The organism is Vibrio antiquarius (assembly GCF_000024825.1).
Classification (GTDB): Bacteria; Pseudomonadota; Gammaproteobacteria; order Enterobacterales; family Vibrionaceae; genus Vibrio; species Vibrio diabolicus.
This window is the reverse complement of record NC_013457.1, coordinates 967,655-990,237: the sequence shown is the minus strand read 5'-3', so window position 1 is coordinate 990,237 and position 22,583 is coordinate 967,655. Positions and strand designations below refer to the sequence as shown.

Sequence of the window (22,583 nt, the reverse complement as noted above, 5' to 3'; positions counted from 1 at the left end):
TAAAAAGGGGTTGCCAAGAAAAATCATCTCCCTATAATGCGCCTCCGTTGTCAGGGCAAAGCGGAAACGCAAAAGCGGTTGGCAACAAGGCGAAAGAAAAGCTTCTAAAAATTAATTTAAAAAAGTGTTTGACACTGAAAGTTAATTCCTTAGAATACGCCTCCGCTTCGATAGCAAAGCTTACGAAGCAAGCTCTTTAACAATATAGACCTATCAATCTGTGTGGGCACTCGTTGATGATAATCCAATTAGAAGCTTCGGCTTCAAATTAGGTTTCAATGAAACGAAGTGACCATTGAATCTTCGGATTCAGCACAGTCAATTCAAACATTACTTTATGTAATGTTCAGTATTCATTGAGCCGAACAAAATCTTAAATTGAAGAGTTTGATCATGGCTCAGATTGAACGCTGGCGGCAGGCCTAACACATGCAAGTCGAGCGGAAACGAGTTATCTGAACCTTCGGGGAACGATAGCGGCGTCGAGCGGCGGACGGGTGAGTAATGCCTAGGAAATTGCCCTGATGTGGGGGATAACCATTGGAAACGATGGCTAATACCGCATGATGCCTACGGGCCAAAGAGGGGGACCTTCGGGCCTCTCGCGTCAGGATATGCCTAGGTGGGATTAGCTAGTTGGTGAGGTAAGGGCTCACCAAGGCGACGATCCCTAGCTGGTCTGAGAGGATGATCAGCCACACTGGAACTGAGACACGGTCCAGACTCCTACGGGAGGCAGCAGTGGGGAATATTGCACAATGGGCGCAAGCCTGATGCAGCCATGCCGCGTGTATGAAGAAGGCCTTCGGGTTGTAAAGTACTTTCAGCAGTGAGGAAGGCGGGTACGTTAATAGCGTGCTCGTTTGACGTTAGCTGCAGAAGAAGCACCGGCTAACTCCGTGCCAGCAGCCGCGGTAATACGGAGGGTGCGAGCGTTAATCGGAATTACTGGGCGTAAAGCGCATGCAGGTGGTTTGTTAAGTCAGATGTGAAAGCCCGGGGCTCAACCTCGGAATTGCATTTGAAACTGGCAGACTAGAGTACTGTAGAGGGGGGTAGAATTTCAGGTGTAGCGGTGAAATGCGTAGAGATCTGAAGGAATACCGGTGGCGAAGGCGGCCCCCTGGACAGATACTGACACTCAGATGCGAAAGCGTGGGGAGCAAACAGGATTAGATACCCTGGTAGTCCACGCCGTAAACGATGTCTACTTGGAGGTTGTGGCCTTGAGCCGTGGCTTTCGGAGCTAACGCGTTAAGTAGACCGCCTGGGGAGTACGGTCGCAAGATTAAAACTCAAATGAATTGACGGGGGCCCGCACAAGCGGTGGAGCATGTGGTTTAATTCGATGCAACGCGAAGAACCTTACCTACTCTTGACATCCAGAGAACTTTCCAGAGATGGATTGGTGCCTTCGGGAACTCTGAGACAGGTGCTGCATGGCTGTCGTCAGCTCGTGTTGTGAAATGTTGGGTTAAGTCCCGCAACGAGCGCAACCCTTATCCTTGTTTGCCAGCGAGTAATGTCGGGAACTCCAGGGAGACTGCCGGTGATAAACCGGAGGAAGGTGGGGACGACGTCAAGTCATCATGGCCCTTACGAGTAGGGCTACACACGTGCTACAATGGCGCATACAGAGGGCAGCCAACTTGCGAAAGTGAGCGAATCCCAAAAAGTGCGTCGTAGTCCGGATTGGAGTCTGCAACTCGACTCCATGAAGTCGGAATCGCTAGTAATCGTGGATCAGAATGCCACGGTGAATACGTTCCCGGGCCTTGTACACACCGCCCGTCACACCATGGGAGTGGGCTGCAAAAGAAGTAGGTAGTTTAACCTTCGGGGGGACGCTTACCACTTTGTGGTTCATGACTGGGGTGAAGTCGTAACAAGGTAGCGCTAGGGGAACCTGGCGCTGGATCACCTCCTTATACGATGATTACTCACGATGAGTGTCCACACAGATTGATACGGTTTATGAAGTTTAAGAGAGAGAACATCCCCCAAGATGTTCAACTTAGTGTCCCGTTCGTCTAGAGGCCTAGGACACCGCCCTTTCACGGCGGTAACAGGGGTTCGACTCCCCTACGGGATACCATTGGGTCGTTAGCTCAGTTGGTAGAGCAGTTGACTTTTAATCAATTGGTCGCAGGTTCGAATCCTGCACGACCCACCATTCTTCTCCACGAAGAATCAAAACTTATGTGGGCGATTAGCTCAGTTGGGAGAGCACCTGCCTTACAAGCAGGGGGTCACTGGTTCGAGCCCGGTATCGCCCACCATCTTTAAGCGCATTAGCAATAGTGCTTTTAAAAATGGTTTCTTTCTTTAAATAGAAAGTGAAATCTAGCTCTTTAACAATTTGGAAAGCTGACAAATCAAACTTTAAGTTTGATTGTAAAGTTCTCAAAGTATTCTTAATGAATACAACTAATAACACATTCAAGTGTTCTTGGAATTTGAGTCCGGCAAAATCGAATGTCTCTCGCTCATTCAAATAATGAGAGACAACTTTGGTGATTTGAACATCAACTCGAAACTCCTTCGGGTTGTATGGTTAAGTGACTAAGCGTACACGGTGGATGCCTTGGCAGTCAGAGGCGATGAAGGACGTATTAACTTGCGATAAGCCCAGATTAGGTAGTAAAAACCACTTGAGTCTGGGATTTCCGAATGGGGAAACCCACTTACATAAGTAAGTATCGTTATGTGAATACATAGCATAACGAGGCGAACCGGGGGAACTGAAACATCTAAGTACCCCGAGGAAAAGAAATCAACCGAGATTCCGAAAGTAGCGGCGAGCGAAATTGGACTAGCCCTTAAGCTTTATACGCGTTAGGTGAACAAGCTGGAAAGCTTGGCGATACAGGGTGATAGCCCCGTAACTGACGACGCATATTCAGTGAAATCGAGTAGGGCGGGACACGTGATATCCTGTCTGAATATGGGGGGACCATCCTCCAAGGCTAAATACTACTGACTGACCGATAGTGAACCAGTACCGTGAGGGAAAGGCGAAAAGAACCCCTGTGAGGGGAGTGAAATAGAACCTGAAACCGTGTACGTACAAGCAGTAGGAGCAGGCTTTGTCCTGTGACTGCGTACCTTTTGTATAATGGGTCAGCGACTTATATTCAGTGGCAAGGTTAACCATCTAGGGGAGCCGTAGGGAAACCGAGTCTTAACTGGGCGTTCAGTCTCTGGATATAGACCCGAAACCAGGTGATCTAGCCATGGGCAGGTTGAAGGTTGAGTAACATCAACTGGAGGACCGAACCGACTAATGTTGAAAAATTAGCGGATGACTTGTGGCTAGGGGTGAAAGGCCAATCAAACCTGGAGATAGCTGGTTCTCCCCGAAAGCTATTTAGGTAGCGCCTCGGACGAATACTACTGGGGGTAGAGCACTGTTAAGGCTAGGGGGTCATCCCGACTTACCAACCCTTTGCAAACTCCGAATACCAGTAAGTACTATCCGGGAGACACACGGCGGGTGCTAACGTCCGTCGTGGAGAGGGAAACAACCCAGACCGCCAGCTAAGGTCCCAAATTACTACTAAGTGGGAAACGATGTGGGAAGGCTCAGACAGCCAGGATGTTGGCTTAGAAGCAGCCATCATTTAAAGAAAGCGTAATAGCTCACTGGTCGAGTCGGCCTGCGCGGAAGATGTAACGGGGCTAAGTAGTAAACCGAAGCTGCGGCAATACTCTTTGAGTATTGGGTAGGGGAGCGTTCTGTAAGCGGTTGAAGGTGTGTGGTAACGCATGCTGGACGTATCAGAAGTGCGAATGCTGACATGAGTAACGATAAAGGGGGTGAAAAACCTCCTCGCCGGAAGACCAAGGGTTCCTGTCCAACGTTAATCGGGGCAGGGTAAGTCGACCCCTAAGGCGAGGCCGAAAGGCGTAGTCGATGGGAAACGGGTTAATATTCCCGTACTTCTTACAATTGCGATGGGGGGACGGAGAAGGCTAGGTGGGCCTGGCGACGGTTGTCCAGGTTCAAGTGCGTAGGCTTGAGAGTTAGGTAAATCCGGCTCTCTTTAAGGCTGAGACACGACGTCGAGCATCTACGGATGTGAAGTCATTGATGCCATGCTTCCAGGAAAAGCCTCTAAGCTTCAGATTGTAAGGAATCGTACCCCAAACCGACACAGGTGGTCGGGTAGAGAATACCAAGGCGCTTGAGAGAACTCGGGTGAAGGAACTAGGCAAAATGGTACCGTAACTTCGGGAGAAGGTACGCTCTCGACGGTGAAGTCCCTTGCGGATGGAGCTATTGAGAGTCGCAGATACCAGGTGGCTGCAACTGTTTATTAAAAACACAGCACTGTGCAAAATCGCAAGATGACGTATACGGTGTGACGCCTGCCCGGTGCCGGAAGGTTAATTGATGGGGTTAGACTTCGGTCGAAGCTCTTGATCGAAGCCCCGGTAAACGGCGGCCGTAACTATAACGGTCCTAAGGTAGCGAAATTCCTTGTCGGGTAAGTTCCGACCTGCACGAATGGCGTAATGATGGCCACGCTGTCTCCACCCGAGACTCAGTGAAATTGAAATCGCTGTGAAGATGCAGTGTACCCGCGGCTAGACGGAAAGACCCCGTGAACCTTTACTACAGCTTGGCACTGAACATTGACCCTACATGTGTAGGATAGGTGGGAGGCTTTGAAGCGCAGTCGCTAGATTGCGTGGAGCCGTCCTTGAAATACCACCCTTGTAGTGTTGATGTTCTAACGTCGACCCCTTATCGGGGTTGCGGACAGTGCCTGGTGGGTAGTTTGACTGGGGCGGTCTCCTCCCAAAGCGTAACGGAGGAGCACGAAGGTGGGCTAATCACGGTTGGACATCGTGAGGTTAGTGCAATGGCATAAGCCCGCTTGACTGCGAGAATGACAATTCGAGCAGGTGCGAAAGCAGGTCATAGTGATCCGGTGGTTCTGAATGGAAGGGCCATCGCTCAACGGATAAAAGGTACTCCGGGGATAACAGGCTGATACCGCCCAAGAGTTCATATCGACGGCGGTGTTTGGCACCTCGATGTCGGCTCATCACATCCTGGGGCTGAAGTCGGTCCCAAGGGTATGGCTGTTCGCCATTTAAAGTGGTACGCGAGCTGGGTTTAGAACGTCGTGAGACAGTTCGGTCCCTATCTGCCGTGGGCGTTGGAGAATTGAAAGGGGCTGCTCCTAGTACGAGAGGACCGGAGTGGACGAACCTCTGGTGTTCGGGTTGTGTCGCCAGACGCATTGCCCGGTAGCTAAGTTCGGGATCGATAACCGCTGAAAGCATCTAAGCGGGAAGCGAGCCTTGAGATGAGTTCTCCCTGATACTTTAAGTATCCTAAAGGGTTGTCGTAGACTACGACGTTGATAGGCAGGGTGTGTAAGCGTTGTGAGGCGTTGAGCTAACCTGTACTAATTGCCCGTGAGGCTTAACCATACAACACCCAAGGGGTTTTGATGGACTCAATGAAAGAACGTTGAATGTGTAAGAACGAGAATTAAGAAACAGCTTTCCGAATTAAAGAATTTGCTTGGCGACCATAGCGTTTTGGACCCACCTGACTTCCATGCCGAACTCAGAAGTGAAACGAAATAGCGCCGATGGTAGTGTGGGGCTTCCCCATGTGAGAGTAGGACATCGCCAGGCTTTAATTTAGGCCTTCATCTTTTAGAAAGAAGAAAGCCAAAACTAAAAATTAGCATCATTAGTATAAGACTAAGTTTTAGTAACAATTTGTGGAGAGATGGCTGAGTGGTTGAAAGCACCGGTCTTGAAAACCGGCATACGTTAATAGCGTATCTAGGGTTCAAATCCCTATCTCTCCGCCACCTTTAAAAAACCGCTGTTCTTACAGCGGTTTTTTTGTATCTGCTGTTTTTTAACAGCTGTTATCGAAAACTTCTAATTGGCTTTTCTCCGGCCCTTTCTCTAAGTTCTTTAGCGTACTCACTTTGGGTTTAGTTTACGCAGTAATATCTGCAATCGAAGACATTTTCATAGGTCATTTAGGCTTTAAGTAGAGCTTTGTTAAGTCTCAACGTGGGATGCTTAAAAGCATTTTGATAGAGTTTCAGTCTAAATACTGCGGATGCACTTGGAGAAAAAATGAAGCTACTTTACTGGTTAGATGAATGGCAAGCGCTTACTCAACAAGAACAAGAGATGGCTTTACCTATCTCTGGCTACGATTTACTTGATGATGTATTTGTGAAGTATGAACTCGTCGATCTTAACAAGCCATTGTTGTTCACATTTTCTCCTTCCGGCACTGATGTGCAGGTACAAGATTTAACTCCGAATTTTTCTCCTTGGGGCTACGAGCTCGGAATACAACAAAAAGTAAACATTATTGCCTTTCAACATTTAGGACAAAGTAATTGGTTCCGTAGTCGGAATTTGATTTTCTTTCTGGAGCAGCTGTCTGAGTTGCTTCATCCCTTCCAATGTCGTTTGGGTTATGGGCAAAGTCGAGGTGGCTTTGCAATTGGCGCGTTCGCTAACTTGCTGAAATTAGAACATCTTTTGTTGTTTTATCCTGTGAGCACAAAAAATAAAGCGTTAGTGCCTTGGGATGATCGGCCCAGCACTGAGCTTGCTCAGCAGTTTGCTTGGGAAAGCGGCTACCATGATCGAGATTTGGGCAATGCCAAAGGTTATATTATTTATGACCCATCCAATCGTATTGATCGTCTTCATGCTGAACGTTACCCAGAGCTAACTCATTTAAAAGTCGTCGGTATGGGGCACGGCACTCAATCCACACAATTAGATAAATTAGAATTTTTTAATCTGGTGGCGAAGGAGTTTGTTCGTCATCAAACCATAGATATTGACCAATTTAATAAGCAAATTCACGCTTTGTTTTAAAAGAGGACTGATATCAGAGTCCCCTGTAACCAGGGGGAGATGATCACACACTAAAAACTAGATTTTTAACACAATTGCTAGGCGCAATTTAGATGGAGGATTAATGAAGTTACTGTACTGGTTGGATGAATGGCTGGCTCTTTCTCGTGAAGAACAGCAAACCAGGCTACCGATGTCCGGGGAGGACTTACTTGATGATGTGTTTGTTAAGTATGAGTTTGTCGACCGAAATAAACCGCTGTTGTTCACCTTTTCCCCTGCTGGTACGAATCTACAAGTACAGGACTTACACTCAGACTTTGCGCCTTGGGGCTATCGATTAGCCCAGAAACAAAAAGTAAATATTATTTCTTTTCAGCACCTTGGGAAAAGTAACTGGTTTCGCAGCCGTAATTTGATTTTCTTTCTAGAGCAGTTATCGACATTACTTGAGCCTTTTGAATGCCGTTTAGGTTATGGCCTTAGCCGCGGTGGTTTTGCTATTGGCGCTTTTTCCAATCTATTAAAGTTGGATCAAGTATTGATGTTTCACCCGGTCAGTACAAAAAACAAAGTGCTAGTGCCATGGGATGACAGGCCAAGTACTGAACTTGCCCAACACTTTGATTGGGAAGGAAAGTACCACGACCTCGACCTTGGAGATGCAAAAGGTTACATCATTTATGATCCAACCAATGAAATCGACCGTCTTCACGCCAAACGCTACCCAGAGCTCACTCACTTGAGAGTCTTCGGTATGGGACATGGTACACACGCGACGTATTTGAATAAATTCGGTTTTTATAAGCAAGTGGCTGTAGACTTTATACGTTATCAGAAGATAGATATAGCGCAGTTTCGTCATCAGACTAAAACGCTGCGATTAAAAGAAGATTACTATCAGTGTCTTAACAAGGCGAATGCGAGTTCACAACATCGTTTGAGCCTACTGAGTACCGCTCATAATGTGCTAATTGAAGAAAAGAAAGAACATGTGAAGGAGCATCAAGCGCAAATCGATATTCAGCCACTTGTTGATATTGCGATGAAGCATGAGCATGACAATCCGCAAGATGCAGTACAACTTTTGGAAGTGGCTCAGCAGTTAGTTCCGAATGACCCCGTTGTGGAGCACAAGTTGCAGCAACTGTCGTAGCGTTGAGATGTAATGCAGACGGTATTGGTTGAAAATAGGTCCGTGGCTTTTGTCGCTGGCCTTTTTAGGAGCTTATGGGTTGATATTTCGATGAAATTTAATGAAGCAGTACAAAATAAAAAGCCCAAGCAAATGCTTAGGCTCAACGAGTATTAATATGAGTTTAAAACTCTTTTGGCGCAAAGCCTGTCATGACATCGAGGCGAAGCTCTTTACCAACTTTTGTTAGTGGGTGAACGATTACTAAGCCGCGTACGCGTTTTTTCAGTTTGCCGATGTCCGCTTGTTCTGCTTTGGTGATTTCACGAGAGAATGGCATATCCAGTAAGCTTTTACGTTCTTTGTTCAGCTCATAGTTTTGCTTATGCTTTAACTGGTTAAGCTTTTTGGTTAGCTGTTCTACTTCATCCGTGAACTTTGTAATCATTTCGTGATCACCACGAGAACGTGCCGCATCAAGTTTACGTTGGCATGTATCTAAACGGTTGTGCAGCTTTTGAATATCAGTTTTTATGCTCATGGTAATTTGGCTCAAATTTTAAATAGTCGAGAAGTATAGCATAGCTGAGATCACACGCTCTACTATACTTCTCAATTGTCTGGCTTTAGTTAATCAGCTCATTGCCCGATACGTTGCCAGAGAAGAAGGCTTCGACGTTATCAAGCGTCACAGAGGCAATGTTATTAAGTGCTTCGTGAGTCAAGAATGCTTGGTGGCCAGTAAAGAGCACGTTATGACAAGCCGATAAGCGACGGAAAACATCGTCTACAATGACATCGTTAGATTTATCTTGGAAGAACAAGTCTTTTTCATTGTCATACACGTCTAGACCAAGCGCGCCAATCTTACCTTGTTTCAATGCCTCTATCGCTGCTAGTGAATCCAGCAACTCGCCTCGACTGGTGTTAATGATCATCACACCATCTTTCATTTGCGCGAAGGCTTTTTCGTTCAATAGGTGATAGTTTTCTTCACTCATTGGACAATGGAGAGAGATAATATCCGCATTAGCGTAGATTTCTTCAAGCGAACAGTAACGCGCTCCCATTTCTAGTGCTAATGGATTTTCGTAAGGGTCATAGCAAAGCAGCTCCATGCCAAGCCCTTTGAAGATACGCATCGTCGCGATACCAATCTTACCTGTACCAATGACACCAACGGTTTTCCCGTAAAAGTTAAAGCCAACTAGGCCCTCTAGCGAGAAGTTGGCGTCACGTGTGCGTTGGTAGGCTTTGTGAAGGCGACGATTTAGGCACATCATCAAACCGACTGTGTGCTCTGCCACCGCCTCTGGTGAGTAAGCTGGAACTCGAACTACTTGTAAGCCAAGTTCTTTGGCAGCTTGTTGATCAACTTTATCAAAACCCGCGCAGCGCATGGCAATAAGCTTAGTTCCGCCTAGAGAAAGCTGTTTAAGAACGGGAGCTGAAAGGTCATCATTGACGAAAGCACACACGACATCGCAACCATGTGCCATTTTGGCGGTTTTTTCGGTTAGCCGGAAGTCGTGATAGTGGAATTCAAAATCTCGGTTATTTTTAATTTTATTAAAAGAGGCCTCGTCGTAGGATTTTGCACTAAAAAAAGCAATATTAATCATGGTTCCCTCTCAAAAAGTGCGGACTTTATAAATAAATATACTTATAAAGTAATGCAACTTAGGCGGAATGAATAGAGAAATCTTCTCTTTAACTTTTGCCATATCAAACAACGATAACGATCACGTCTTTCAATGAGTATTATCTTACGACTCTGCACTTGTGCGTTCATCACATTAGCTCCTGGGATAATACAGGTTCTACCCTAGATACTGTTTGCTTTACGGGCGCTAACTGACTAGCATAATCGCTCTTTTCTTGTTCACTTTAGTTAGGTTAGGCGTTCCGGCAATGTCAGTGAAATGGTGCTCTATGTTCTTGTGTTGCGTGTTGGCTTCTGGCGTCCATGCAGCTGTAGATCTTGTTAAAGTCGACAAGTCAAAGCGTCGAATGTATTTAATGGAACAAGGCACAATACTAAAAGAATACCGCATTGCTTTAGGGGCGAGCCCTAAAGGGCATAAACAAGAAGAGGGAGACAATCGTACACCTGAGGGCGAATACACCTTAGATTACGTTATAGAAGACTCTGCTTTTTATCGTTCTGTGCATATTAGCTACCCTGATGCGATTGATACGTTGGAAGCGAAGCGCCGAGGTGTGTCCCCAGGAGGGAACATCAAAATTCATGGTTTAAAAAACGGTGAGAGTCAGTTGCCGATTTATATCCAAAGCTTTGATTGGACCAATGGATGTATTGCGATTACCAATGAAGAGATGGATGAATTTATCCAGCTTGTAGAGATGGGGACACCAATTCAGATTGAGTGGTAACGAAATGGTGCCTCTGAAGCTCAAGGTGGTATGTGCTATGGCATAAAGCGTTGTGGATGATCACTGAATATACCGTCTAACTGAGGTAGGTACTTCAGTTTGTTTGGATTGTTCACTGTATAACACATCACTTTGTAACCCGCCTGCTGGAGTTTGTTTATTTGGCGCGAGCGAACCCAGTTAATGTTTAGGTTGCAGCTATAGGCGTTAACTTCTTCCAAAAGGCGTTTATCTTTTCTCGTTAAGAATTCACTCAATACACCTAATCGATACTCATTGCAGTATTTATGCAGCGCTCTAATGACATCATGACTAAAACTGGAGAGTAGTACCTTCTCTTGCTGCATGGGACTTTTTGCTAGTACGTTGGCGAGAGCTTGTGCCACTTCTTCTGCTGGGTGGCGATCTACCTTAACTTCAATATTCAAGTTAAGCTTATGCTCAGTAGCTAAAGTGAGCAGCTCATCTAATGTCATGATTTTCTCACCTGAAAAATCTGCGCTGAACCAGCTACCAAAATCCAACGCCTTTAACTCTTCCAGAGTCAGTTCATCGACACGCCCTTGTCCATTACTGCATCGATTTATGGTGTGATCATGGCAAACCACTAAAACATTATCTTTGGTCGGTTGTACATCAACTTCAACCCAATTTAATCCGAGGTCAATGGCGGCCTGAACGCTCACTTTTGTATTTTCTGGGTATGAGCCAGCAACACCACGATGACCAATTACTAATGTTTCCATGTTCTTCATCTTCTGCTTTGTGTTGAGCAGATTGTACTCGTTTTTTGCTTTGAAGATATACCTCAAGGTGCATGTTGTCAGATCGTCTTAATAAAAGCCAAATCGCCCATTCGTCAAGGTAGGTCGTTGGAAGCACTCCTGTCGAATCATGAACCAAAGTTGGACTTTTATTCTCCTGCCGCTCATTTTTAAAGAGCAAGGTAGTTGCGAGTGCATCATGGTTATCGGGAGAGAGAAATATGAAGATCGGTGTTATTGGTGCAGGTGCTGTTGGTGTGGGAGTATGTAATTACTTACTCACTCTGGGTGGTTTTAGCGAGCTTGTTCTACTTGATAAAAATTTAGAACGTGCCGAGGGTGAAGTGTTTGATTTTCGTCACACGATGGCACTGACTTTTTCAAAAAACACACGCATTATGCCGTCGGATGATTACTTAGATTTACTCGAAGCCTCTCTTGTTGTTATCACCGCTGGTACGCAGATTAAACAAGGACAAACTCGTTTGGATATTGCTGAGGTTAATGCTCAAATTGGAGTTGATATTGCGCGTCAAATAGAACGTGTAGCGCCAAATGCGGTGTTGATTGTTGTGTCAAACCCATGCGATATCGTGGCGCACTTTATTGTCACCAACACCGGTTTTGAGCCGAGTAAAGTTATTAGCAGTGGCTGTGTAGTTGATACCGCTCGTTTAATGAGTATTGTTGCTGGCCGTGTAGACCTAGACCCGAAGAACGTGTTTGGTTATGTATTAGGAGAGCATGGTAGCCATTGCTTTACTCCTAAGAGCTTAATTTCTATCGCTGGGCAACCGGCCGACTATTACTGCGATACCCATAACATTGAGAGAATTGATCCGCACGCACTTCTTGAGGCGGTGAAACAGGCGGGATACGAAATCTTTCGGCGTAAGCAGAACACCGTTCATGGCATTGCCGCCAGTGTCTTTCGAATCATTCAAGCTGTGACGATTAACGAACGATCGGTGTTGCCCGTCGGTACGATGATGTCGGGGCAATATGGTTTGCATGATGTTGTTCTCAGCCTACCTACGGTTATTGGAAAAAACGGAGCAAATTCAGTTCTGATGCATCCCTTCACTGAAGAGGAGCTTGTCACATTAAAAACGATCAGCACCCATTTAAAACACATCGTGGAAAATGTCGCTAAGCAGACGAATCTAACGCCCTGATCTACCCTCATTATCAGGTGCTAGTTAGCTTAGCACTCCGGTCTACTGCCATAGAGCTATTTGTACTAAAGCCCTAGGATGTGTAGTTGTTTAATTTGTAAATGAGTAATAGAATGCGAACCATTTTTATTTGAATGGTGAGTGGTAATGTCTCGAGTTTTGATAGTGGATGATGACGTTCCTTTGTGTGAGCTATTAGAGGCAGTTTTGCAAGAGGAGGGTTATATTGTCTCTTCTGTACATTGCGGTGAAAGTGCTTTGCAATATATGGAAAAAACGCCGGTAGATCTTGTACTGCTTGATGTCATGTTACCAAACCTTAACGGCATGCAAGTTGCCCGTAGAATCTGTCAACGCTTCGCGACACCTATTCTAATGCTTACTGCTCTTAATGATGAAAACTCGATGCTTGATGGCTACCAAGCGGGAGCCGATCAGTACATAGGAAAGCCTTTTAATGTTGCTGAGCTTCTGATGCGCATCAAAGCGATTCTTCGTCGTGTTGGTTTAGAGCGCCAACGTCAGACGATGTGCAGTACCGTTCAAACGATCAGTGATCAGCTCAATAGCTTACCACTCACAAGCACGGAAGCCGAATTACTGAGCTATTTAGTCAAAAACCAAGGTGTGGTGATTTCAAAAGCGGAACTCCAAACCGAAGTATTAAAGAAAGAGCTAAGCCCTTTTGACCGCAACCTTGATATGCACATCAGTAATATACGTCGCAAGCTAGTAGAAGCAGGGCTCTCTAAGCAACATATCAAAACCTTCCGTGGCAAAGGTTACAGCTACCTAGAGGCTGTAAACAATTAATGAAGCTCACGTGCCCACCTTTTATCGCGAAACGTAAAGATAGCTTAGCGTTTAAGTTGTTTAGTTATATGACTGCAATTGTGATAAGTATTTTGGTCGTACAAGCAATGGCGGAGCAAGCTCTCGTGAAAGCCATGCTAAAAGTGCCGGACAGTGTGCGAGAAGAAATGCTCGATCTTGCACATCAAGCCAATGTGCTGATTGAGCACGGAGACATGGATGAACTTGCGGATTGGGCGAACGCGCAAAACTTTTATCTGTTTGTGCTGAATGAGCACCAGCAACCCGTCACTCACCGTTTAATGCATCCACACTTCGAGTTCAAACTTCAATTTAAAAGAAGTATTGATGATCAACTTGAGGGAAAGGTAAATCGCCCGATTATCAATATCCCTTTGGTTAGAGATAATAGCTTGGTGATTCAACTGCCACATCGACTGCATCCCGCACATGACTTCATTTTATATTTCTCTATTCTCAAAGTGGTGATTGCGGTAGTTATTTTGGCGTTGTTCTCATTGCTAATGGCACGCAACTTACAACAGCCGCTTGATCGCTTAAGAGAAGCAAGCAAAAAGCTATCTAACGGAGACTTTAATGTCAGTGTGGTGAAAGAGTTAAAATCGAATACGCGCGAGTTTAACGAGCTGGCGCAAGACTTCGACCACATGACACAGCAAATTCATTCTCTTGCCGAAAAGCAGCGATTGCTTATAAGAGATGTCTCCCACGAGCTCCGAACGCCGTTAGCAAGACAGAATTTAGTTCTACACCTTTTGCGGAAGCGAGTTGGGGAGAACGAGCAAAGCTTGGTGACCAGGCTAGAAGACGAAGCTAAAGAGCTAAACCATTTGATAAGCGATATCTTGGAGTTCAGTCGCTTGGAAAATGCGCGTTTCGACAAAGGTGCGAAGCGCCGTGATTTAGAGGTATTGCTCGCACCGCAAGTAGAGCGGTGCAAAATCGATTTAAAACCAGAACAAACATTGTCATTCCGTTCAGAAGCAACATGCGCCAAAGCTTTTTGCGAAGAAACGCTCATCATTCGTTGTTTGAATAACCTTGTTGGAAATGCCATCAAATATTCAGGGCAAGCATCTCAGATAGAAGTTTCTCTGGCTAATCATGTCAAAGATGGGCAGCAATTGATTTCCATGTCTGTATCCGACGATGGGCCTGGTATTCCAGAGAACAAGTTGGTCGATATTTTTGACCCATTTACTCGCTTAGATGCATCAAGAGATAAGAAGCTTGGCGGCTACGGCTTAGGTCTCGCGATTGTCAAAGAATCCATGCGCATTATGGGTGGATCCGTTACGGCGAAAAATCGTGAACAAGGAGGTCTGAGTGTTACTTTGGTGTTCAAGCAGTAAGTATGGTTAAGTCTTATTAACCGTGATGTTGATCACGTTATTGTGGCTCGTCATCAGAGAGTACTTTACAAAAGTTTGCAAATGCAAAGAATGTAAATTTAATGCAAATGGTAATACTTATCACTTATATTCACCCGCGAAATAATTAAGAGGGAATCGCATTCAACAAGCATGTGACCCGAAAAATAATAATCGGAGTGAAAGGATATGTTTACTAAGAGCCATTTGGCGCTAGTGATCGGTGCGGTGTTAGCAACACCTGCAGTGGCGGACGTTCAAACAGACGAACATGTAGTTGTAGAAGGTCGAGAGTTCGGCTACAAGGCGGATACAAACAGTACAGCAATGCGCATGGAAATGACGCAGCTGGAAACGCCAGGACAAGTAGCGGTTATCGATGAAACGGTAATTGATGAGCAGCGTGCAAGTACACTTGGTGAAGTGCTACGTAACGATGCAAGTGTTAGCGCGGGTGGTACAAGCCGTAACCGCGAACGTTTCTCTCTACGTGGTTTTGAGCTTAGCAGTTCAGACGGTTTTCTTCGTGATGGCCGTCAACACTGGTCACACTACCGTCAGCCAATTGAGCTTTTAGAGCGTGTTGAAGTGCTTAAAGGTCCATCAGGCCTGCTATACGGTAAATCTGAGCCGGGTGGCTTAGTAAACATGGTTTCGAAAAAACCAACAACTCAAACACAAGCTAGTTTGAGTCAAGATCTAGGTTCGAATGATCACTCACGTACTGTGCTTGATGTGAGTGGCGCGCTAAATGATGCAGAGACACTGCGCGCGCGCGCAATTTTTGCCAAAGAAAGCTACGGCTCTTGGCGCAGCTACGGCGATGGTACCGAGCCAGAAACGGATCGTACGGTTGCGGGCCTAGTGGTTGAGTACGACATCACCGACAACTTTATGGTGTCAGCGCATTACGATCGCACGAAAGACGATGGTAGCGTGGATTCTGGTGCTTACATTGTGGATGGTAAAGCGGTTCGCGGTGACAAGCACATCTGGGATGCCCAGTGGTCAAAGATTGACAACGAAGTAGAAAACTACGGTATCGATATTAATGCTCAAGTGACTGACAATGTAAACGTAAAAGCGGGTTACAACCGCCAAGACTTTAAGCGTTTTGATGTGGAGTCTTACCCTAAGTTTGACAATTATGACAAAGACGGTGTGATTCGACACAAAGGGAATGATCGCTCCGATAATTGGGTATTTGATACTGCATATATAGATGTGACGACGGACTTTACTTTGTTCGGTACGGAAAACACGTTGTTAGTGGGCGCTAACTACTTAGATTACAGTTATGATCGCTTTATGGCATTTCATAATGAGGCGAGTATTGCGCCAGGAGAAACGGTGCCTAAGCCTGGCTATCGTAGTTCGAAGAAATCACCAACAACTGAGTACGATACTTGGGGTATCTACGCGCAAAACATGATGACTATTAACGAGTCTTGGCAAGTACTTGCAGGGGTTCGTTATGATGAAAAGCGTGATGATGACCTGACAGAGAATCAAGTTTCTCCAAAATTTGGTGTAATTTTCCACCCAGCGACAAATGGCTCGGTTTACGTTCAGTACTCTGAAAGCTTTATGCCGCAAGGTGAAGTCAGCAGTGGTCGTGGCAAAACTTACGTGAACGATGGCGAGAAGCTAGACGCAGAGCGTGGTATCTCTTACGAGATCGGAACTAAGTGGGAACTGTTTGATCAGCGCTTATTTGTATCCGGTGCAGTGTTTGATATCACATTAGAGAACATCTCGCTGGATGTTGAAAGCGGCAAAGACGCGGGCGGTAACCTCCTACACAAGAAAACGCAAGGTGGTGAGCAAGTTCACAAAGGTGCTGAGTTAATGGCTCAAGGTTTTGTGACCCCAGAGTTGTCGCTAACGGCTTCTGCAATGTATTTGGATGCAGAGTTGACGAAAGCGGATAAAAAATTCGAGGGTAACCGCCCTGTAGACGTGCCAGAGTTCTCGGCAAGTCTATGGTCTAGCTACAAGGTTCAAGACAACACTAACTTAAACCTCGGTTTGATTTATGAAGGTGATCGCTACGGTGATGCAAAGAACACCTTCAAGAAAGATGGCTACGCTCGCGTTGATATGGGCGTGTCATACAAACATAAGTACGATGAAAACTTGGATATCATTGCTCGATTCAATGTCGAGAACTTATTCGATACCGACTACTTCGCAGGTGGCGGTAGCACGAATAGCGAGCAAAAAGGTGCGAGTGGGGTTGTGGTTGGAGAAGACCGCAACTACATGGCAACAATCCAGTTCAAGTACTGATAACAATTTGATTATTAAAGGGGAAGGGTAGTCTTCCCCTTTGGTCGTTTTTGGAACACAGAAATATAACTCGTATGAATCTAATGAAATCAAGTATCGCTCTGTTGATATCATCGGTTTTGATTCCCGCTCACGCGGCGAACTTAAACGATGCACAAGCTGTGCAGAGTAAAACAAACCAGTCGTCGGCGGTAAGCCAAAAACGTATTGATGCAAGCGCAGAAAAATCACTTACTCTAGAAGCTGAAATTGAGCAGCTGCAAGAGGAAGTCGGTAACTTGAAGATTTATCGCGATCATCTTGCAAGCCTTGTTGAGAGCCAAAATCAAGAAGTTGATAGCTTGAACGAGCAAATTGAGCAGATTGCTCAAACTCGTCAAGGTGTCGTGCCTTTGATGTATCACATGCTTGAGGGCTTAAAAGTGCTCGTCGCTAACGACAAGCCTATACGCAAAGCGCAACGTGAGGAGCGAATAGCAAAGCTGGATTCCATGATGACGCGTGCAGACGTTGCGGATGCAGAGAAGTTTCGTCGTATTTTAGAAGCGTACCAAATTGAAATGGATTACGGCACCAAGCTTGGCGTTTACCAAGGCAAGATTAACCTGGGTGACAATGAAGCTTTGGAGGCGGACATTCTCTATTTAGGGCGTTTGTCTTTGGTAGCACGTAGCTTATCTGGTGACATATTCTGGAGCTGGTCACAGCAACAACAAGCATGGCAACAAGTGGGTTCTGAGCAAAAATCAGAGCTAGATAAAGCGTTCGCTATGGCGAATAAACAGATCGCGCCGAGTATGTTAACTCTGCCAGTGTCGTTAACCGCTGCGGAGGGCAAATAAATGATGAAAAAATGGTTATCGCTTGCATTAATCTCGACAGCCGCATTAATGCCTCATACAACTTTTGCTAGTGATGCGTTGTTACAAAAGGCGCAGCAAGAAAATCGTCAACAGCAATCGCACAATGTCGCGCGTGAATCAGGTTTTAAGAAAACAGAGCAAGAGCTACAGGCTATAAAGAATAAATTGGCCGCAGAGCGAGCGGCTCTTCAAGCAGAAGCGGACTCATTAAGTGTTACTTTCGGTGAAAACGAAGCGGAACTGGCGCAGCTAGAAGAAAAGCTACGTCTAGAAACCGGGAGCTTAGGTGAGCTATTTGGCGTCGTTCGCCAGAACGCAAAAGAGCTAGAGTCAGAGCTCAAGAGCTCAGTAACGGGTGTTGATGCAAACTTATATCAGAAAGATATCGATGCTATTGTTGCAGCTAAATCACTGCCAACGTTGACCCAACTTCAGGCGATGTGGCGCAGCATGGAAGAACAAATCAAAGCAAGTGGTGAGATGGCAAACGTCTCTTTCACACTGCTAAATGGCGAAGGTCGTGAACAAACGGTTAATGGTGTTCGTCTTGGTTCTATGGCGCTGCTGGATGACACTGGCTACGTTAAGTGGAATGGTCAACGCGGAGATGCGGTAAACTATCTTCGTCAGCCTGAAAGCGGTCCAACAGCGAATACTATTTCCTCTGGTGACATTGATGCGCTTGTCATTGACCCGTCACGCGGCATTCTTCTTGAGCAGCTCGCAAACTCACCGACTTTGGCTGATCGCCTAAATGCAGGCGGCGTTGTCGGTAAAATCATCCTTGGTTTATTAGCTATCGGCCTATTGATTGCTCTCGTACGTGGTGCATCTCTGATGATTTCGCGCCAGAAAATCATGAAGCAACTGAAAACTCCAGCACAGCCAGGAGACAACCCTTTGGGTCGTGTGCTTGCGGTGTATCAGAAAGATAAGCATCGCAGCGTAGAAGCGTTAGAGCTACGTCTTTTGGAAGCCGTTGTTGATGAGCAAACCCACCTAGAAAAAGGGTTGTCGATGCTTAAGCTTCTTGCTGCTCTAGCTCCTATGCTTGGCCTACTTGGAACGGTAACGGGTATGATCGAAACCTTCCAAGTCATCACTCAATTTGGTAATGGTGATCCGAAAGTAATGGCGGGTGGTATTTCGATGGCACTTGTGACTACCGTACTTGGCCTTGTCTCAGCCATGCCTTTGCTATTAGCGCACAACGTATTGAGCTCTCAAGCGGAAAATATTCGCAGTATCTTAGAAAAACAAGGCATCGGTTTAGTTGCAGAACAAGCTGAGCGTGATATGCCGAGTCACAAAAATCACTCTAACACCTTAGCGGAGAACGCAGCGTAATGGAGCAGATCCTACTCAACACATTGGGTTTGATCAGTGAGGATTGGGCCACAACCTTGATGAGCTTTATGCAGCAAGGTGGTCAAATCCTATGGTGGCTGGCTGCCGTCGTGGCGGTGTGCTGGCTGTTGGTTATGGAGCGAGTTATTTATCTCACAACGGTTTTCCCTGGGGTAAAGAAACAGCTTTGTGAGCAGTGGCAAGCAAGATCAGAGCACCACTCTTGGTACGCGCATCAAATCCGTGAAGGATGGATTGCAAAAGCGCAAATCGAACTGCGCCAAAACCTATCGACTATTAAGCTGCTTGTGGCGGTTTGCCCAATGCTAGGGTTGTTAGGGACGGTGACGGGCATGATTACGGTGTTTGACGTAATGGCATCGCAAGGCAGCAGCAATCCGAAATTGATGGCTTCAGGTATCTCACTTGCTACGCTGCCAACCATGGCGGGTATGGTAGCAGCGCTGGCGGGCATGTTTATTCATGCTCGCCTTAGCAAAGTGTGTGAACGAAAAGCTATCCAGTTAGAACAATCTTTAAGGAGTCAAAAGTGAGACTCGGACGCAGACCTAACCAACAAGATGAAGCTCAAGTCGATTTAACGTCGATGCTTGATATCGTCTTCATCATGTTGATCTTCTTCATTGTGACCAGTTCGTTTGTACGTGAGTCCGGTGTAGAAGTGAATCGCCCTCAGGCTTCTAATGTGGTAAGCCAAAAAGATGCGGGCATTTTTATCGCGGTAACGGCAGCAAATGACGTGTACATCGACAAACGAGTGGTTGATATTGAGCGTGTTGAGGCCTCTATTGAGCACCTGTTACTTGATCAGCCTGATGCCTCGTTAGTTATCCAAGCTGACGAGCATGCTTACAATGGCACTGTCGTGAAAGTGATGGACGCTGCAAAAGCGGCGGGCGTGAAAAACATCGCATTGGCGGCGGAGAAACCTTAATGGGCAGGCTGTTACTTGCACTACCAGCATCATTGTTAATTTCTGTGAGCCTGTTTAGCTTTATGGCGTGGATGGTTGATAAAGGCAACCAGCGAGCGCCAGAAGCTTCGGAAGCGGTTCGTTTTGATATGGTGATGGTAGAGAATGAAGCAGACGTGCAGCGTCGTCAACGTTCAGTGCCGGAGCAACCAGAACCACCCCAAGCGCCGGAGCCAATGGATCTGTCTCAAGCTGACACTCAAATGGAGCCAATGAGCCAGATGACGCCAGTCAGTGCTTTAGGTTTGAACACTGCTCTTGAAGGTATCGCGATCAGCGCGCCAAACTTGAAGGGAACAATGGGCAACCAACAAGCACTGCCGTTGTATCGTGTTGATCCTCGTTATCCAAGTAAGGCGCTGAAACGTAGAGTTGAAGGCTATGTCATTATGCGTTTCACGATCGATGCAACAGGACGACCAAAAGATATTGAAGTGATCGAGGCTGAGCCACAGCGTATGTTCGAAAGGGAAGCAATCCGTGCGCTTAAAAAATGGAAGTATCAGCCAAAAGTTGAGGATGGTGTGTCAATTGAGCAGTATGGACAAACCGCTAAAGTGGAGTTCAAGTTAGCCAAATGATGAAAAAATTCTTAATCGGTACGGTATTAAGCCTGAGTGCACTTTCAACCATTGCCAGTGAGTTAAGCCAATACACTGCCGCGAGAGTTCAACGAGCACACAACTTGGCTCAAGAGGAGAAACTAAAAGAAGCGATTTCATCTCTTGAAGCTATGGAGCTTTCTCGTGGATATGACCAAGCTTATGTCGCTCGAATGTTGGGTATTTTTTACTGGCAGAATGAACAAACTCAAGCAGCAATTAAGCAACTTGAGTTGGCAGTCAATAGTGGTTTGCTACAAGATGAGCAAGCATGGCAAACCCGAAAGATGTTGGCAGATATACTGCTGAACGAGCAACGCTTTTCTAAGGCGTTACCTCATTACTATGCCTTGAGCAAAAACATTCCTAAAGGTCAAAAAGCGCATGAGCTATGGCTGCGTATTTCCCAATCTCATTATCAACTGAGTCAGTGGCAGAAAGTGCTTTCAGCAATGGCTCGTTATGAGAAGTTTGGTCAGCCAGACAAGCTTAGCGCATTGTCGATAAAGCTTTCTGCTGAGCTAGAACTGAAAAAGTGGAAGCCCGCAATCTCGACCATCAAACGATTGATCGCGATTGAACCTGAGCGAATTGAATGGTGGCGTCAGCTTGTTGCTCTTTACCTGCGTGTTGATGACAACAAACGTGCTCTGGACTCTTTGGCGTTGGCAAAACTGAAAGGATTACAACTTAGCCAAGATGACTTAAAGCTGCTGGCACAATTGTACGCGAAACGAGGTATTCCTGAGAGAGCTGCGTTGGTGATGAACGAGCTAGAGGATGTAAACTCGAATAGTAAACTGAAAGCTCAGCAAGCGACGTATTGGCAAATGGCAAAAGAGTGGGAAGAGTCTATCGATAGTTGGCGTGTTGCTGCTCAGTTAGACCGACAGTATTACTGGAACTATTCTCAATTATTGGTGCAAGAAGGCCACTATAAAGATGCCCTTGCCGCGCTCGATAAGGTCAGTGGTCGTAAGGCGGATGTCGCACTTATCAAAACTCGCGCTTACTACAAACTTAAGCGGTTTGACGATGCGCTCGCTAATGCCAAAAGAGCGAATGAGATTAAACCGTCGAATCAGGCAAAAAGTTGGGTTAAGTATCTATCACAGCTACGCAAAGTAGAATCGACGCAGAACTCATAGCGAACACTTTTATTAAATACCCGAGCTCAGTCTCGGGTATTTTTTTGTCTAAAGTCATAAAGGCTATTTACTGTATGAGCTTTTCATAAAAGGCTAACGCATCAAATGGTCGGGAGAAAAAAGGGCTTTTCTCTATATATTCTTGATGCACTTTGCTCAGTGTTTCAAACTTTTCTCTCGATGTAGGTTCGATATGAAAAGTAAGGCTTTCAGTCGATTCTACAAGCTTTAATGTTGAAGTTCTTGAAGCGTTATTTTTTGCTATTAATAGATAATACGCTAGTTCTTGCTTCTCTTTTAATACACAAGCCTCAAAAGCTTTCTCGCTTAAAAACGGCAGAACAGGAGTAAATGCTTCTATGTGCTTCTTTGAATACTCTAGAGTTTGTTTGTCAGGTGTATTCTGGTCTGCCATAGATTCGCACTGCTTTATTTTCGCACCATAATTATCGATAGATTGGCTTACGTTGTTAAACAAACTGGCTTCAAACTTTTCACTTGCGAAAGTGACACTTGAGAAAAGTGATAAGAGAATTATTACAACATTCTTGTTCATATTTTTCCTTCTGAACTGCACCATAGCGTTTGGCTAGCATCAGAAAATCTTCTCTATCTAACCCTACACTAACTTCTTAGCTTACCTTTTTAATCTAGCTTATCGATAGCTTTTAAGCTTTTCATTAAATATACATAAAGGCGCATTTTGGTGGAGTCTATCCCACTTTTTAGTATTGGAAATATCATTAAATTTTGAGTCATTAAAATCAATAGGGTTATTATCTAGAGGGTAGGCAATTGGTCACTCATATTGGCGCA

The 22,583-nt window shown here is 45.6% G+C and carries 17 protein-coding genes, 4 tRNA genes and 3 rRNA genes; 20 read left to right on the top strand and 4 right to left on the bottom strand.

Annotation, left to right across the window (positions count from 1 at the left end; translation table 11 throughout):
* The first annotated feature begins 375 nt into the window (after window positions 1-375).
* From VEA_RS19295 to VEA_RS19255, 9 genes are all read left to right on the top strand, one after another.
* Window positions 376-1,928 (top strand): 16S ribosomal RNA (locus VEA_RS19295).
* 91 nt (window positions 1,929-2,019) lie between these two features.
* Window positions 2,020-2,095: transfer RNA gene (locus VEA_RS19290), tRNA-Glu, on the top strand.
* Window positions 2,096-2,097: 2 nt separating this feature from the next.
* Window positions 2,098-2,173, top strand: a tRNA-Lys gene (locus VEA_RS19285).
* Window positions 2,174-2,203: 30 nt separating this feature from the next.
* Window positions 2,204-2,279: transfer RNA gene (locus VEA_RS19280), tRNA-Val, on the top strand.
* A 273-nt stretch (window positions 2,280-2,552) separates the two neighbouring features.
* Window positions 2,553-5,442, top strand: a 23S ribosomal RNA gene (locus tag VEA_RS19275).
* A gap of 93 nt (window positions 5,443-5,535) precedes the next feature.
* Window positions 5,536-5,652, top strand: a 5S ribosomal RNA gene (rrf, locus tag VEA_RS19270).
* The 16S, 23S and 5S rRNA genes sit together here with 4 tRNA genes alongside, the layout of an rRNA operon.
* 91 nt (window positions 5,653-5,743) lie before the next feature.
* A tRNA-Ser gene (locus tag VEA_RS19265) sits at window positions 5,744-5,834 on the top strand.
* 277 nt (window positions 5,835-6,111) lie between these two features.
* Window positions 6,112-6,873, top strand: coding sequence for a hypothetical protein (locus VEA_RS19260; protein WP_006741208.1), 762 nt, complete (start codon window positions 6,112-6,114; stop codon window positions 6,871-6,873).
* Between the two features lie 103 nt (window positions 6,874-6,976).
* Window positions 6,977-8,008, top strand: coding sequence for a hypothetical protein (locus VEA_RS19255; RefSeq protein WP_006741209.1), 1,032 nt, complete (start codon window positions 6,977-6,979; stop codon window positions 8,006-8,008).
* Window positions 8,009-8,171: 163 nt separating this feature from the next.
* Here the strand turns inward: VEA_RS19255 and VEA_RS19250 are convergent, their stop codons facing one another.
* Both VEA_RS19250 and VEA_RS19245 read right to left on the bottom strand, forming a co-directional pair.
* Window positions 8,172-8,528 carry a YibL family ribosome-associated protein gene (locus tag VEA_RS19250; RefSeq protein ID WP_005374274.1) on the bottom strand — a complete coding sequence of 119 codons (357 nt, stop codon included), beginning with the start codon at window positions 8,526-8,528 and terminating at the stop codon, window positions 8,172-8,174.
* An 85-nt stretch (window positions 8,529-8,613) separates the two neighbouring features.
* Window positions 8,614-9,609, bottom strand: a complete 996-nt coding sequence (locus tag VEA_RS19245; RefSeq protein ID WP_006741210.1) for a 2-hydroxyacid dehydrogenase — start codon at window positions 9,607-9,609, stop codon at window positions 8,614-8,616.
* A 289-nt stretch (window positions 9,610-9,898) separates the two neighbouring features.
* Between VEA_RS19245 and VEA_RS19240 the strand changes: the two genes are divergently transcribed.
* The gene (locus VEA_RS19240; RefSeq protein ID WP_041853100.1) at window positions 9,899-10,381 is read left to right on the top strand and encodes a L,D-transpeptidase family protein; all 483 of its coding nucleotides are present in this window, start codon (window positions 9,899-9,901) and stop codon (window positions 10,379-10,381) included.
* 35 nt (window positions 10,382-10,416) lie between these two features.
* Here the strand turns inward: VEA_RS19240 and VEA_RS19235 are convergent, their stop codons facing one another.
* A complete protein-coding gene (locus VEA_RS19235; protein ID WP_041853150.1) occupies window positions 10,417-11,127 on the bottom strand; it encodes a glycerophosphodiester phosphodiesterase family protein in 711 nt (236 codons plus the stop codon).
* A gap of 239 nt (window positions 11,128-11,366) precedes the next feature.
* Here VEA_RS19235 and VEA_RS19230 point away from each other — a divergent pair, with 239 nt between their 5' ends.
* The 10 genes from VEA_RS19230 to VEA_RS19185 all read left to right on the top strand — a co-directional run bounded on the left by VEA_RS19230 (window position 11,367) and on the right by VEA_RS19185 (window position 21,767).
* The gene (locus tag VEA_RS19230) at window positions 11,367-12,320 is read left to right on the top strand and encodes a lactate/malate family dehydrogenase (RefSeq protein WP_006741213.1); all 954 of its coding nucleotides are present in this window, start codon (window positions 11,367-11,369) and stop codon (window positions 12,318-12,320) included.
* Between the two features lie 147 nt (window positions 12,321-12,467).
* Window positions 12,468-13,133 carry a response regulator transcription factor gene (locus VEA_RS19225; RefSeq protein ID WP_006741214.1) on the top strand — a complete coding sequence of 222 codons (666 nt, stop codon included), beginning with the start codon at window positions 12,468-12,470 and terminating at the stop codon, window positions 13,131-13,133.
* Window positions 13,133-14,506: a sensor histidine kinase gene (locus VEA_RS19220; RefSeq protein WP_006741215.1), complete on the top strand. Its 1,374-nt coding sequence runs from the start codon at window positions 13,133-13,135 to the stop codon at window positions 14,504-14,506. The genes VEA_RS19225 and VEA_RS19220 overlap by 1 nt, the downstream gene beginning before the upstream one ends.
* 207 nt (window positions 14,507-14,713) lie before the next feature.
* Window positions 14,714-16,813: a TonB-dependent siderophore receptor gene (locus VEA_RS19215; RefSeq protein WP_006741216.1), complete on the top strand. Its 2,100-nt coding sequence runs from the start codon at window positions 14,714-14,716 to the stop codon at window positions 16,811-16,813.
* A 74-nt stretch (window positions 16,814-16,887) separates the two neighbouring features.
* Entirely contained in the window at window positions 16,888-17,655 is a 768-nt protein-coding gene (locus VEA_RS19210) for a DUF3450 domain-containing protein (protein WP_041853099.1), read from the top strand.
* Window positions 17,656-19,023 carry a MotA/TolQ/ExbB proton channel family protein gene (locus VEA_RS19205; protein WP_006741218.1) on the top strand — a complete coding sequence of 456 codons (1,368 nt, stop codon included), beginning with the start codon at window positions 17,656-17,658 and terminating at the stop codon, window positions 19,021-19,023.
* A complete protein-coding gene (locus VEA_RS19200) occupies window positions 19,023-19,577 on the top strand; it encodes a MotA/TolQ/ExbB proton channel family protein (protein WP_006741219.1) in 555 nt (184 codons plus the stop codon). Before VEA_RS19205 ends, VEA_RS19200 begins: the two co-directional genes overlap by 1 nt.
* Window positions 19,574-19,978 carry an ExbD/TolR family protein gene (locus VEA_RS19195; RefSeq protein ID WP_005374257.1) on the top strand — a complete coding sequence of 135 codons (405 nt, stop codon included), beginning with the start codon at window positions 19,574-19,576 and terminating at the stop codon, window positions 19,976-19,978. Before VEA_RS19200 ends, VEA_RS19195 begins: the two co-directional genes overlap by 4 nt.
* Window positions 19,978-20,598 carry an energy transducer TonB gene (locus VEA_RS19190; protein WP_006741220.1) on the top strand — a complete coding sequence of 207 codons (621 nt, stop codon included), beginning with the start codon at window positions 19,978-19,980 and terminating at the stop codon, window positions 20,596-20,598. Before VEA_RS19195 ends, VEA_RS19190 begins: the two co-directional genes overlap by 1 nt.
* Window positions 20,595-21,767 carry a tetratricopeptide repeat protein gene (locus tag VEA_RS19185; RefSeq protein ID WP_006741221.1) on the top strand — a complete coding sequence of 391 codons (1,173 nt, stop codon included), beginning with the start codon at window positions 20,595-20,597 and terminating at the stop codon, window positions 21,765-21,767. The genes VEA_RS19190 and VEA_RS19185 overlap by 4 nt, the downstream gene beginning before the upstream one ends.
* 67 nt (window positions 21,768-21,834) lie before the next feature.
* Here the strand turns inward: VEA_RS19185 and VEA_RS19180 are convergent, their stop codons facing one another.
* Window positions 21,835-22,323, bottom strand: coding sequence for a hypothetical protein (locus tag VEA_RS19180; protein WP_006741222.1), 489 nt, complete (start codon window positions 22,321-22,323; stop codon window positions 21,835-21,837).
* Window positions 22,324-22,583 lie beyond the last annotated feature (260 nt).